A 14,218-nucleotide genomic window follows, 5' to 3' on the forward strand; every position below is an offset into this window, starting at 1 on the left:
TAAATTTTAGTATGTTACGAAAGAAAAATATAATAAAAAAGGGGTATCTCAGAATTTATTCTGAGACAGCCCCTTTTCAAAACTTACTACTTTAAAGAGAATAAATATCATTATATGCTTCCTCTTATTTTTATTTTTTTCGATTGTTTTATAGGTTTATAATACGGTTTTAATACTACACAAGCTAATGGTGGAACCTTTATTTTTATACTATAGGGTTCATTATTACACTTTTCCTTATTTGCATAAAGTGTTTCTCCAATAATTTGATTTGACCCACCATATTTTTCTCTATCAGTATTAAAAATTTCTTTATAACATATTTTTTCAGAAACACCTACAGAATAATCATAATGAACTTCAGGAGTAAAATTGCATATAAAAATCAAATAATTATTTTTATTTTTTCCTATTCTTTTAAAAGAAACAATACTCTGGTCAATATTAGAATGATCAATCCAATTAAATCCTTCGTAGGAATGATCTACTTCCCAGAGTGCAGAATGCTTCCTATATAATATATTAAGTTCCTTTACATAATCTTGCATCTTTTTATGATTAGGATAATTTGTTAAGAACCAATCAAGTTCTTTTTTGAAATCCCATTCGATAAATTGTCCAAATTCACCACCCATAAAAAGGAGTTTTTTACCCGGATGACCCATCATATATGCATAAAAAACTCTAAGATTAGCAAATTTTCTCCAATAATCTCCTGGCATTTTATCTATAAGTGATTTTTTCCCATGCACAACTTCATCATGTGACAACGGCAACAAAAAATTTTCCGACCAAGTATACATTATAGAGAAGGTTATAAGATCATGATACCATTTTCTGTGAACAGGATCTTGACTCATATATTCTAACATATCATTCATCCAACCCATATTCCATTTATAACTAAAACCTACACCACCTACATAAGTTGGTTTTGTTAGCAATGGCCAAGTACTTGAATCTTCTGCTATCACTAGAGGATTTTTAAAATACTCAAATAAAACTTGATTCAACTTTTTTAAAAATTCTACAGCTTCAAGATTTTCAACACCACCAAACTCATTTCTTACTGTGGTATCAAACTTCTTTCCATAATTCAAGTGAAGCATATTTGCAACAGCATCTACTCTTATCCCATCAATATGATATAACTCAAACCAAAATACCGCATTAGAAATTAGAAAAGTACTTATTTCTTTCTTTTTAAAATCAAAGTTCGCAGTTCCCCAATCATAATTTTCTGCAACTAATGGATTATCATTCTCAAAAAGATGAGTATTATCAAATTTATAGAGTCCATGCTCATCTTTACAGAAATGACCTGGTACCCAATCTAAAATTACTCCTATACCATTTTCATGACATTTATTAACTAAATACATAAAATCTTTTGGTTTTCCATAACGAGCTGTAACAGAATAATATCCTGTAATTTGATATCCCCAAGAATCATCCAGAGGGTGTTCCATGATAGGCATTAATTCGATATGCGTATATCCCATTTCAGATACGTATTGTACCAATTCATCCGCTGTTTCTTTGTATGTAAAAAAGCTTCCATCATTATGCTGTTTCCATGATCCTAGATGAACTTCGTAGATATTTATAGGACTATTTATTATGTCAATTTGTTCTTTATTTTTTCTCCATTCTAGGTCCGTCCAAATAAAGCCTTCTATTTTTTTAACAACTGATGCATTTTTAGGTCTTAATTGTGAGGAAAAAGCATAAGGGTCTGCTTTTAATACAGATATATCTTCACTTGAAAAAATTTGATACATATAGGCAGCTCCATCAAGCACTTCTTCAACAAATATTGTCCAAATTTCTTCATTGCACTCCATCTTAAAATTCGTACCATCCCAATTATTAAAATCACCAACTACTCTTACTTCTATTGCATTAGGTGCCCATACCGCAAATTTTACACCTTTAATTCCATCAACGACATCTACATGGCTACCCATAAATTCATAACTTTTAAAATTAGTCCCTTCGTGAAAAGAATGTTTATTAAAAGATGACAATTCTATTTTTTTTTCAATCATTTAAATCACCTACTTTTCTTAATAATGTGCTTTATCATTTTAATCTCTTTTTTTAAGTATGTTTATTTTATCATGTTTTACATATTATTGAAATAAACAAGCCTAATTTTTCTTTTCAACAATCTTTTTGATATCTTTAGAAGGGATATATTCACTTCTACTAAAACCTTTTTTAAAAAACCTTATTTGTTTGTAAATAGTTTTTTCTCTTTCAAAATCTAGTATATCAATTCTATCTCCTATATAGATTAATGGTTCTTTTCTATTTTTAAGATATATTTTTACAATCATTATTTTTCCTCTTCATTCTTTAATTTTTTTTCTATAAAATAAGTTCCAATGAAATACGTTACTAGCAACCCTATACTCAAATACATCAAAGGTCTATTATTATCTACAGGACAAACCCCTTCTGGCAATCCTATTCTATCAAAATAGTAAGTTTTAAGTAAAGCATATGCTGATACTAAGATTGCTACTAAAAAATAAATATTAGTTATAAATTTCACTTTTTTCAAACCCATAAGTTCTCACCTCTATAATATTATTATAAAAATTAGTGCAACTGTAAATTCCCAATCTCTACACATAAAAATCATAATACTACTTACAATTCAAAAGAAAAATAATTTAAGACTTTGCAATTTTCAATTACTATTGACGTAATTATACCATAATGTAAAAAAACTTCATAAACAAATCATCCTTTAAGAACTTAAACTAGCCAAAAAGACAACTCTAAAATGATACGCTCCTTATTGAAATAAACAGTTTTTATTATTCAAACTATCTACCATAAGATGAACATCTCAAAATCTAAAGTTGTCCTTTATATAAGTATAACTATCTGCACAAAATTATCTATTAAATTAACTTTATACCATTTTCAGTAATAGTTATTCTTTTACCTTTTAAAAGTCTGCCAACAGCTCTTTTAAAAGCATTTTTGCTCATATTCATTCTGATCTTTATTTCATCTGGTGAACTTTTATCATTTAAAGATAATTCACCATCATTTTCATTAAGTGCTTTAAGTATAGCCTCAGAATCTATGTCCATTTGAATATAAGCTTTCTCCCTCATACTTAAATCTAATTTCCCATCTTCCTTAACATTTGTTACCCTAGCGTTAATCTTATCTCCTCTTTTTAACTCTCCAAACATTTCTCTTGCTGGAATCATACCATCATACATATTATCAACCGCTACAAATATTCCTATGCCTTCTTTAACACTGTAAATTGTACCTTCTACCCTGTCATCGACTTTATACGGAGAATCATCCGACAATAGACTATGTATCCTCATAGTAGCGCATAATCTATCAGTTTTATCAATATATAAAGATACTAAGTATTCTTCTCTTTCTTTAACTGTTAAAATTTGTTCTTTATATGGTAACAACAAATCTTTTTCTAGTCCCCAATTTAAAAAAGCGCCGATTTCTGTTATTTCTATTACTTTTAATAGAGCAAATTCTCCCAAAGTTATATAAGGTGTTCTTGTAGTAGCAACTAAACGATCCTCAGAATCTCTATATATAAATACCTGAATTTCATCTCCTACTTTTATATCTTCCGGTACTTGTCTCCTAGGTAATAATACAGCTTCCTCACTAGGATTTTCTTCTGTATTAAGATACACTCCAATAGATACTTCTCTAATAACTACTAACTTTTGTACTTTTCCTAATTCAATCATTTTTTTCTCCTTTATTGCACGTTATACTACAATTTTAAACTTAAATCAACATGTGTCAATAGTAAATTCATAAAAGTATTATTTTATTGTTTGTATTCTTGAATTAAAATAATATATAATATAAATATCTACTATAATAAATATTAAAGCTAAACTAAAGGAGAAATTAAATGATTAAAATTTTATGGTATACCTACTTTGCTTTTTTTGTACTATTTCAAACCATTATAATGAAAACTAAAATATTCTTTACAATGAAAAAATCGCCAGAATTAGCTGAAGAGTATATTTTTAATAAAGCTAAAAAAGCTTGTGTTTTTATACTGAAAAAAACAAAAACAAAAACAAATGTCATAGGTTCAGAAAATATTCCGGATGGTCCATGTCTTTTTGTATCTAATCATCAAGCAATTTTTGATGGATTCTTGATTTACGCAAACATCAACAAACCAGCAGGTTTTATTGTAAAAAAAGAAGCTCGCAAAATACCTGTATTAAGAAATTGGTTTGATCATATTCATTCTGTTTTTATAGATAGAAGCAATATAAGAGAAGGTGTTAAAGCTATAAACCAAGGTATAGAGAACTTAAAAAATGGTTACTCTATGATAATTTTCCCAGAAGGCACAAGAAGTTTAAAATCAGAAATGATTGATTTCAAAAAAGGTAGTATGAAACTCGCTCTAAAAGCTAAAGTACCTATTGTTCCAATAACCGTTAATGGAACTTATAACGTTTTAGAAGTTGGTAATAATGTAACAGGAAATTCAACTACGATGGTTGTTCACAAGCCAATTTACACAGATACTCTAAGTACTGATGAAAAAAAGAATTTAAGCACCTACGTTCATAATATAATTGAAGCATCCCTTGAAGAAATAGTTCACAGTTCTAATTAAATATAAAGGCTGCACCAAATGTTGCTTGGTACAGCCTTTATGTTTTTATTTATTCTCTATTCCTTCAATTAACATATTTATTATTTCACTATATTCTTCTATTTCTTTTACACCTGTTTCACTTAATTTATACTTCCCTCTACTTACTCTTTCAAACCATCTATAATAATTACTGTTCAAAATTGATAAAGCTTTTTCCCCAGCTCCAAGCTCTCTAATCTCTTTCACTGTCATTTCACTATGTTTTTTCAAAAGACCTGCTATTAATAAAGCTTTTTCTCTATAAGCAGTTACTAGTTTTCTACCTGTACTGCCCCCAATATTATAATCTCCATGTCTCTCACTAATCTCTTTCATAACAATTCTCTTTTTACTCTTACTTCTAGAGATACTTTTCTTTCTATCAAAAGGCTTAGGCGTAAAAACTATTTGGGCATACGGTTTTTGTATATCCATTGCCACATAAATAAGACCTATTTCTAATCTTCTTAACAGATATTCTTTATCTTTTATAGATTTTAAATTCTTTTTTTGATGCTTTGGTCTTGGTATAGCTACATAGACTTCTGAAGATAGTCTTTGTCCTTTTGCAGCTTGTATCAGAAGTTTTACATTATACATAATTTTCATTTCAATAATAACTAACTCTTCATCTTTTACAGCTGTTATATCCATACTATTAACTTCACTATTGACTTTATATCCCAAACCCTCAAATAGTTCTTTTACTGGCAAATACATATCCGATTCTTTCACTACTTTTTCCTCTTTCAAAATAAATTATACTAAATATATTTTTTACTAAGTAATTCTATAGCTTGATTTTCATAAACTGGCTTACTAAAAATATAACCTTGTACATAGTCACACCTATATTTATTAAGCGTAGCAAGTTGCAAACTTTCTTCAACACCCTCTGCCACTACATTAAGTCCTATATTATGAGCTATTAAAATTATAGCTTCTGTTAAATTATTCTTATCTTGAATTAATATATCATCTATAAAGGATTTATCTATCTTCAATGTATCAATATTTAATTTACTCAAATAATAAAGAGATGAGTACCCTGTACCAAAATCATCAAGCGCAATCCTAAAACCCATTACTTTTAAACTCAAAAGCTTTTCTGCATTATACTCAAAGTTCTCTATTAAACTTGTTTCTGTAATTTCCAATTCTATTAGTTCAGTATTAACATTATATTTATCTAAAGTATTTTGTACAATTGATACAAAATCATCTTGCATCAATTGCTTTGATGATATATTTACTGAAACAACTATATTTTCTTCAACTATATTATTAATCCTATTAGCAAATAAGCACGATTGTTCCAATACCCAGTTCCCAATATCAATTATTAATCCATTCTCTTCAGCAATTGGAATAAATTCATTTGGTGATACAAAGCCCATTTTGGGATTATGCCATCTTATTAATGCCTCATAACCAACTATTCGTCCTATTTTTATATCTATTTGTGGTTGAAATACTAAACTAAATTCATTATTCTCAAGAGCACTATGAAGGCCATTTTGTATTACTAGTTTTCTACTTAAATCTTCATTTATTGATTGTCTATAAAACTGGTTACCATTCTTACCATTAATTTTAGCTTTATACATTGCAGCATCTGCATTTTTCAAAAGGTCAGTAACTGATAAACCATCTTTGGGATATAAAGAAACCCCTGTACTAACGGACACATAAAACTTATTTCCTTTCGATTCAATTGACTTTTTAAATAATTTATGTATCTTATTTACTTCGTCTTTAATTTCAAAAGTGTTATTACAATTTTCTATTAATATAATAAATTCATCCCCAGCTAATCTTGAAACAAATTTGTTTTGAATATTTACTCCTTTTAATCTAGTACCAATTATTTTGATTACTTCATCTCCCACAGAATGGCCAAAGGTATCATTTATAATCTTAAAATTATCTAATCCAATGAATAGTATAGCAAATTTATTATTAAAATCTTCAGCATCTATTAATTTACTAATTTTATCATTTAGGTTAGCTTTATTAGGAAGACCTGTTAATTCATCAAAATAGGCATACTGATACAATCTATCATATTGAGATTTTAATTTTGCTTTAGATTCTTCAATTTCTTTTCGCGAATTAAAAAGTTCAAGATTATTTTGTTTTAATTGTTCTTCACTTTTTTTTCTGTTAATTATAGTAATTATCAAAATTATTATTATCAACGATAAGATAACTAGAATGCTTATCGTAGTAAATACTATCTCTTTGTTTTTTTTATAAAAAGATACTTCTTCATTTATAATTACACTTCCACTTGGAAGGTCTGATTTTCTAATATCATGTTTCTTCATTTCATTATAGTCAAATGTAAAAATATTAGTGCTATGTTCTATTAATTGAATATTTTCAATTTTTTCTCCATTAAAAACAGATTGTACTATTGTAGCTGCTTGCTTTCCAAGTTCATAGTGGCTTATAACATCTCCACCTAAGCACCCTTGTCCTATACCATGCTCCCATAAATGGAAAATAGGCGCCTTACAATTTTCATTTATCAAATCTAAAGATCTATAAAAATCATACACTTCCCCACTTTTATCAACTAAAGCTGATAATAATAACACAATATCATTTTTATTTATAGTAGCAAGTTTATTAGCAAACTCTTCATATGTATAATTTTTTAAATTAATTTCTTCTATATTTATATTTTCAAGTTCAGTTTTAAGTAGGCTAAATTCTTTAAAGTTTCCTTCACTTGTTTTAGTATCATCACGAATTACATATATTGTTTTGGCTTCTTTATTTATAGAAAGAGCTACTTCAATAGTTTCTTTCATTGAAAGTGTTTCGATTCCACCTGTTATGTATTTGTTCTTGCTGGCTTCTTTTGCCAAATCTACGTTATTCACACCTAAAAACACTATAGGTATCTTATTAAACAAATCCTCCTGGTGCTCCACTGTAAACAACAAGGCATTATCATCACATGCAATTATCGCATCATATTTATCAAAGGATTCAATTTTATACTTTAATGATCTGTAAAAATTTTCGCTATTCTTCGTAGTATTCAATCTTTTGCTATCTAAAAACTCTACATCAATAACAGTATCAGTTGAATTTAAAACTGCTTTTATTCCATCTATTTGACTTTGTGTGGTTGGATAGCTCATACTGTATGAGTTTATTACTAAAACTCTCTTTTGATTTTTTGCATAAACAAATTTGGGACTAAAAGTAATAGATATAATTTCTAATGACATAACAAATATTAAGATTAAAATAGTCCGTTTTAATATTTTTTTCATCCAAATAACCACCCTCACTTTTCGTAAAAAGCATACGTATTTATAAATTTAAAAATAAAATTATAGATTTCTCATAAAATACTACTTATTTCGCTATAATATTACAATTAAATTGCCATTATAATTATATCATTAATTTTTATATTTTACAGAATATTTAGTTAAAATTCGTTTAAGATTAAACAAATTTTCTAAATAACAATATTGTCACTATTAAATTCAAACTAAATATACGCAAATAAAAGAGAAGGTTTCCCCTCTCTTTTATTATATAAGTAGTTTTTAAATTCTTATAAAATTACTTTATTATATATTTTTTCGATATCTTCATTTGTCAAAGCCACAGCATTCAATCCAGTACATCCATGAATTGCTGCATCCTTTATCATTTCACCTATCTTTATATCACCTATTAAACTTCCGTCCAATTTAAGCTCTACATTTATATCTTTAAATAACTTCTTAATTAATTCAATTAATTTATCTGCTGCTTCCTCTTTTGAAATATTCAGAGATGGGTCAATATATTTGACTACCTTATAAAATTCTTCTTTTAGAGCTTCTCTATTGTAGTCAATCATTGGAATTTGAAGCACGCCAACAGTCAGTCCATGTGGAAGATGACAATGTCCTGATAGTGGACATCCAAGTCCATGAGGAATTGTTGCACCACAATGGCTCATAGCCGAACCAGCCATTACAGAAGCAAAAGCCATATTTTCCCTTGATTCAATAGTACTCTTTTGTACCGCTTCTGGAAGATTTTCAAATACTAGTTTTATTGCTTCTAATGCCCATACATCAGTAAGTGCGTTATTTATAGATGATGTATATGCCTCAAGCGCATGTCCTAATACATCTAAACCAGTAAAAGCAGTCATTTTAGCTGGTAGTTTCATAGTTATTTCAGGATCTACAATAGCAACTTTAGGGTAAATATTAGCACTTGTTAATGAATCTTTAATTCTAGTTTTCTCATCAGTAATAACCGAATACATAGATACTTCTGAACCTGTTCCTGCTGTAGTTGGAATAGCAATCAAAGGCAATGCCTTATTAATATCCTTCTTTTCACTTCCTCGTCCATCTAAATAGTCATATACACTACCTTCATTAATACCCATAACTGCAATACCTTTTGCTGTATCTAAGCTACTTCCACCACCAAATCCAATAACAAAATCACATAGTTGCTCTTTAAAAAATTCCGCTCCATCATTAATTATTCTAATCTCAGGGTTAGGTTCTACTTTATCATAAATTCTATAAGTTACATTACATTCTTCTAATTGCTGTAATACTGGCTGAACTAATCCGATATTAATTAAATTTTTCTCTGTTACAACTAATACACTTTTATACCCAAATTGTTTAATATAATTACTAAGGTCTTGAATTTTCCCAACACCAAAATCAACATTTGTACTTAAATAAAATCCGAAATTAATCATTAGTTTGCCCCTCTCTTTAGCAGTACACTTTTTTATTCTAATTACTATCTATTTGTTTATTATTTATTTATCTATTTATCTATTTATTCAGTTCTTCATCAATATTTTTTAAGGATTCAAATACAAAATCAGCATTTATTTCAGATTTCTCATAGTCATCTAAACTTGTTTCTCCTGATAATACTAAAATTGATGTAATTCCAGCATTCTCACCTGTTTTAATATCTGTATACAATCTATCTCCAACCATAGCAACTTTTGATTTGTCATAACCATATTTTGCACATAAAGATTCTATTATAGTCTTATTTGGTTTTCCTACTACATAAGGTCTTTTCCCAGTAGATGCGCATATAAGCTCAATCATAGCGCCTGTATCAGGCATAAATTTACCCTCTTCAAGTGGACAATTAAAATCAGGGTGCGTAGCTATATATTCTACTCCATCTCTAATTAGGTCACAAGCTATCCATAATTTCTCATAAGTCAATGTTGTATCAAATCCTAGCACAACAAAATCAGGAGTAACACTTCTATCCTTTACTAATTCAAAACCAGCCTTAGTAAATTCTTCTTCTAACAAAGGAGTTCCTAGCAAAAATATTTTTGCTCCTTCTTTTCTGCTTTTTAAATAAATTGTTGTAGCTTCTCCTGATGAAAAAACTCGCTCAGGCTCAACCACGCAACCCATTTTTGCTAATTTCTTTTGATATGCATATCTGTTTTTTGATGAATTATTTGTAAGGAACATAAATTCTTTATTTTGTTTCTTAAGTGTCTCTAGAAACTCTAAAGAACCATCTATAAGTTTATCTCCCAAATAAAAAGTTCCATCCATATCTAATAAAAAGCATTCTATATCTTTAATGTTTTTCATATAATAAACCTCCTAAAATTAGTGCACAGTGCACAGTGCATAGTTCATAGTTCATAGTTCATAGTTCATAGTTCATAGTGCACAGTTTACGGTTCACAGTTTGCAGCAAAGTTAATAGTGCATAGTTCGCAGTCCATCTATTCTAGTTTATAGTTCTCAGTATATAGATGAAAGAAGATTTTCTACCCTCATAATGAAAATCTTCTACATCTATTAATTACCACAATTAATAACTTAATTTAAGAAGTAATACTTCATTTTTAGTAACAGAGGCATTTATTTTCAACTTTCCATCTTCACTAATTAATTTGTACTCTTCTCCTGTAACTATATCAACTGCATTAGAATATTGCTTCTCTACATTAAGTGCTATTCTAACTGTTTTTTTGCCATTTACAAATAAACCTAAATGCTCTTTTGATTGATAATTTGTTATTAATAAGTAGCCATAATCTGGGCCCTCTAAGTAATGACCATCAATTTCCTTACCTTTTTTATTTGTATAATCAAGCTCTATAGTAAGCACTACCCCTTTGCTTAATAATACTTCATCAATAATATCCCAAAGCAAATATGACTCATCTTCCAAATAAGCTACCTCTGCATGTGTTGCAAAGAATAATCCAAATCCACTACCATAAGAATTCAATGTAACTGCTGGAGAATCATCGTAGAATCTTGCGAGTATTTCTGTACTCTCTCCAGTAATATTCAGAATTTCTTTATGCCAGTAACCTGAATAATTTTTGCTTTCGAAAGTTACATTTGTATTTGATTTAGTATCTGTATCTGCTATCTTAACTCCAAATACATCACTCAATCCAAAGCATGGTACTTGATGATTATACCAGCCATTTTTACCAAGCATTCCGCATCTTGGTCCACCTATAAATATACCACCTTGATGAACGTATTTTTCTAAGCCTTTACTTAAATTTTCATCAATTACAGCCATCATTGGTGCAAAGACAACTTTATAATCATTTGCATACCCGTTAATTATATGTTCTGGAGTAACAAAATCAATTGTATATCCTTTTTCCCAAAAGACAGTATAAGCTCCTCTCATTGCTGATAAAAGGAATTTTTCTTGTCCCATTCCATTCATAACTATAGCATTTTCTTTCGATATTAATATGGCTATATCTCCTTTTGGATTATTAGCCTCTACAATATCTTTTCCATGTTTATTTAATATAGCACCTATTTTGCCTGCCGCATCAGTTCTCTCTGTAGGATTACCATCTAAATCAACTATAGCACCCCAGTGAATAGGTTGGAATTCCCATTCTCTCCAGCCTTGATATAATGTTGCTTTTGCATCATGAGCTATTGCTTCAAATACATTTCTAACTAGATCAAAGCCTTTTACATTTCTGCTAGGACCCATTACCCATCCATTTATAGGACCACTTTCTGTTTCTAAAAGCCAATAATCTTTTCCAAGTGGTTTAGAAGTACTTCTTGCCATATCTAGGAACATAGATGCAAATTCAGGCATTTTATCTAATTTATTTCCACTACCTGGATACAAATCATAGCCTACACAATCTACAACTTTTGCCATTTCAAATTGGTCTAAGGCAATCAAAACTCCTAGTGGATCTTGAGATTTCAAGAAAAATATATTTGTAGTAGTTGTATGCTCTGTGTCCATTTCTTTAATAAGTTTGTTCTGCCAGCTAACAAAATTAACGTAATTTTGCATTGAGAACAGTCTCCAATCAAGCCATCTAGTAACACTTGACCAGCTTGCCGGTTTTGTTCTTGGAGGTTCAATTTCTTCCCAAGTACTATGCCACGTATTGGTTGCTCCCCATCTATATGCAAAGTTCAACTCTTCAAGAGTTTTATATTTTTCCTTAAGCCAAGCTCTAAAATTATTCTGCGTATGATCACAATAGCAATAAATATCTATTTCGCCTTCTTTAAGAGGCATAAAAGGATAACCTATTTCATTATGAATCTGATATGCATGCAAAGCTGGGTGGTCTTTATATCTGTTTACAAGTACGGATATATATCTTTCACTTTCCATCAAATATCCTTTATGGTCAATACATGCCCACGTATAAGATACATTATTAGGATATTGCTCACCGTGATTGTTTAATATATTAACATCTGGATATTCTTTATGAATCCAATATGGTGGAGAAGCTGTACCTGTACCTAATAATATTTTTATCTCATATTCCTTACATAAATCGAAGAACTCGTCCAAAAATTCAAAGTTAAATTTTCCTTTTTCAGGCTCAATACGATCCCATGTATTAAATAACTCAGCTGTACGAACTAAATTTATGCCTGACTTTTTCATTAATTCTAAGTCATGTCTCCAGTCCTTTTTTTCATGCATTAAAGGGTAGTATCCTGCTGCATATAAAAATTTATCTTGTTTCATATTTATCCTCCTGTTATGCTTTAGTTATTGTAAAGTTTCTTACACTATTATGCTTTAATTATTTCTACGTCTAACCACTTGCACACTTCTAGTAATTCTTTTTCAATATCCTTGTACACAATGGCATAATGATGTTCTATTCCATAATTCATAATTGTATCTATAACTTTTTCAGGATCTGAATCAAATCTTATATCTGCTTGATTTGCGACTAAGTCTCTATCTTCTTCAATACCAGTACCTTTTGCCATAAACAATTGATATTTTTCTTTTCCCTCTTTAAGTTTAATCATCATCAATCTTCCTTGCTTAAGTTTAAATTCAGTGGCAAATCCCATACCTTGCTTTATTGTTGGGTGTTCTATATATTTTGTAGTACAATTTTCTTTAGCCAAACACAATGGAGCTGGTCCACAATGCCATACTTTAGCAATTCCTTCTTCATTAATATTTACTAAATCAGCGAAAAAGCTAGGCTCTTTAGATATCAAATATTGTATATACATAGTAGCAAGACCAGTAATATCCCCTTCACAAGAAGTCATAATGCCCTCATTATTTAGTCTTGAAACTACACCACAAACAGAACAATTATAAAGTGACTGGAATTCTGGCCAACACTTAATTGTAAAAGCATCTATTTTATTCTCTTCTTTAAAGTCTTTTATAGCCAAATAGATTTTAGCGGACTTTTTAAGCATTTCATCTCTAGTTGTAATTACATCTACTTCTTTTTTCATTTTAGAAACTTCAGCTTCAACTCGCATATCATCAATTTTTTCAGCATCATTTAGCAAACTAGCAATAGAATAATACTTTATTTCAGGTCCTATCTCAAATCTAAAGCGAAGTTCATCTGCGTTTGAAAGATAAAATCCTGGTACCCTTCCACCGATAATACAGAATTTACTTTTATTTAATTTTGTCTTTATTTCTATAGCTCTTATAGTATTATTAATTTTTTCGTATACTTGCTCTTCATCAATACTTCCATAAACATAACTATATTTTTTATCTGCTTTTTTTAGAAAACTACCATACATATTTAGTCCACATAATGAATTAAGTGGCAACCCTCTAAATCCTTCAACATAAGGTTCTCTAAATCCCCAAAGCAATAAAGGAATCTCTCTAAACAACTCAATTACTTTCGTCATAGCACTTCCAAAAGAATATGTGCCACATTGAATAATAAGAAGGTCAATGTTTTCTGCCCTTAATTCTGTTAAAGCTTTTTCAATTTTATCTTCATCTATTAAAATGTTATTTTTACAAATAAGCTCGTAATTTTCACTTTGTAGTTTTTCAATTGAAGTTTTTAAATATCCCTCTGCTATATCATATCTGAAATTGGGGAACCCAAAAGATAATAATCCTATTTTCACGATATCACTCCTTTTTTTTGCTATATTTAAAAATATTGTTTATACTTATATTATTATTTATAAAATAAAGTGATTGCTTTCATACTAGTGAGAAGTGTGGAATGTGAAATTAATGATAATTTTGCTATGCAAAATGTATTATTTA

The 14,218-nt window shown here is 29.2% G+C and carries 11 protein-coding genes; 1 reads left to right on the plus strand and 10 read right to left on the minus strand.

Annotated features, from left to right (window positions below; all coding sequences use genetic code 11):
• Positions 1-110: 110 nt before the first annotated feature.
• The 4 genes from glgB to ACVHXK_RS12990 all read right to left on the minus strand — a co-directional run bounded on the left by glgB (position 111) and on the right by ACVHXK_RS12990 (position 3,749).
• Complete coding sequence (gene glgB / locus ACVHXK_RS12975; protein ID WP_461206829.1) at positions 111-2,048, minus strand: 1,4-alpha-glucan branching protein GlgB; 1,938 nt, start codon at positions 2,046-2,048, stop codon at positions 111-113.
• Positions 2,049-2,150: 102 nt separating this feature from the next.
• Entirely contained in the window at positions 2,151-2,339 is a 189-nt protein-coding gene (locus ACVHXK_RS12980; protein ID WP_461206830.1) for a hypothetical protein, read from the minus strand.
• Positions 2,339-2,572, minus strand: a complete 234-nt coding sequence (locus ACVHXK_RS12985) for a hypothetical protein (RefSeq protein WP_461206831.1) — start codon at positions 2,570-2,572, stop codon at positions 2,339-2,341. Before ACVHXK_RS12985 ends, ACVHXK_RS12980 begins: the two co-directional genes overlap by 1 nt.
• A gap of 340 nt (positions 2,573-2,912) precedes the next feature.
• A complete protein-coding gene (locus tag ACVHXK_RS12990; protein ID WP_461206832.1) occupies positions 2,913-3,749 on the minus strand; it encodes a CvfB family protein in 837 nt (278 codons plus the stop codon).
• A 170-nt stretch (positions 3,750-3,919) separates the two neighbouring features.
• Between ACVHXK_RS12990 and ACVHXK_RS12995 the strand changes: the two genes are divergently transcribed.
• Entirely contained in the window at positions 3,920-4,648 is a 729-nt protein-coding gene (locus tag ACVHXK_RS12995; RefSeq protein ID WP_461206833.1) for a lysophospholipid acyltransferase family protein, read from the plus strand.
• Positions 4,649-4,693: 45 nt separating this feature from the next.
• Here the strand turns inward: ACVHXK_RS12995 and ACVHXK_RS13000 are convergent, their stop codons facing one another.
• The 6 genes from ACVHXK_RS13000 to ACVHXK_RS13025 all read right to left on the minus strand — a co-directional run bounded on the left by ACVHXK_RS13000 (position 4,694) and on the right by ACVHXK_RS13025 (position 14,073).
• Positions 4,694-5,404: a DUF2161 family putative PD-(D/E)XK-type phosphodiesterase gene (locus ACVHXK_RS13000; protein WP_461206834.1), complete on the minus strand. Its 711-nt coding sequence runs from the start codon at positions 5,402-5,404 to the stop codon at positions 4,694-4,696.
• 29 nt (positions 5,405-5,433) lie between these two features.
• Entirely contained in the window at positions 5,434-7,956 is a 2,523-nt protein-coding gene (locus ACVHXK_RS13005) for an ABC transporter substrate binding protein (protein ID WP_461206835.1), read from the minus strand.
• A gap of 290 nt (positions 7,957-8,246) precedes the next feature.
• Positions 8,247-9,407: an iron-containing alcohol dehydrogenase gene (locus ACVHXK_RS13010; RefSeq protein ID WP_461206836.1), complete on the minus strand. Its 1,161-nt coding sequence runs from the start codon at positions 9,405-9,407 to the stop codon at positions 8,247-8,249.
• Between the two features lie 79 nt (positions 9,408-9,486).
• Complete coding sequence (locus ACVHXK_RS13015) at positions 9,487-10,284, minus strand: HAD-IIA family hydrolase (RefSeq protein ID WP_461206837.1); 798 nt, start codon at positions 10,282-10,284, stop codon at positions 9,487-9,489.
• 226 nt (positions 10,285-10,510) lie between these two features.
• The gene (locus ACVHXK_RS13020; protein ID WP_461206838.1) at positions 10,511-12,688 is read right to left on the minus strand and encodes a beta-galactosidase; all 2,178 of its coding nucleotides are present in this window, start codon (positions 12,686-12,688) and stop codon (positions 10,511-10,513) included.
• A 47-nt stretch (positions 12,689-12,735) separates the two neighbouring features.
• The gene (locus ACVHXK_RS13025; protein ID WP_461206839.1) at positions 12,736-14,073 is read right to left on the minus strand and encodes an L-fucose/L-arabinose isomerase family protein; all 1,338 of its coding nucleotides are present in this window, start codon (positions 14,071-14,073) and stop codon (positions 12,736-12,738) included.
• Positions 14,074-14,218: the final 145 nt, after the last annotated feature.

This window comes from Clostridium sp. DL1XJH146 (assembly GCF_054819755.1).

Bases quoted from the DNA above. Each gene is read 5' to 3' on its own strand.
- glgB (WP_461206829.1), bottom strand. From the start codon at position 2,048: ATGATTGAAAAAAAAATAGAATTGTCATCTTTTAATAAACATTCTTTT.
- ACVHXK_RS12980 (WP_461206830.1), bottom strand. From the start codon at position 2,339: ATGATTGTAAAAATATATCTTAAAAATAGAAAAGAACCATTAATCTAT.
- ACVHXK_RS12985 (WP_461206831.1), bottom strand. From the start codon at position 2,572: ATGGGTTTGAAAAAAGTGAAATTTATAACTAATATTTATTTTTTAGTA.
- ACVHXK_RS12990 (WP_461206832.1), bottom strand. From the start codon at position 3,749: ATGATTGAATTAGGAAAAGTACAAAAGTTAGTAGTTATTAGAGAAGTA.
- ACVHXK_RS12995 (WP_461206833.1), top strand. From the start codon at position 3,920: ATGATTAAAATTTTATGGTATACCTACTTTGCTTTTTTTGTACTATTT.
- ACVHXK_RS13005 (WP_461206835.1), bottom strand. From the start codon at position 7,956: ATGAAAAAAATATTAAAACGGACTATTTTAATCTTAATATTTGTTATG.
- ACVHXK_RS13010 (WP_461206836.1), bottom strand. From the start codon at position 9,407: ATGATTAATTTCGGATTTTATTTAAGTACAAATGTTGATTTTGGTGTT.
- ACVHXK_RS13015 (WP_461206837.1), bottom strand. From the start codon at position 10,284: ATGAAAAACATTAAAGATATAGAATGCTTTTTATTAGATATGGATGGA.
- ACVHXK_RS13020 (WP_461206838.1), bottom strand. From the start codon at position 12,688: ATGAAACAAGATAAATTTTTATATGCAGCAGGATACTACCCTTTAATG.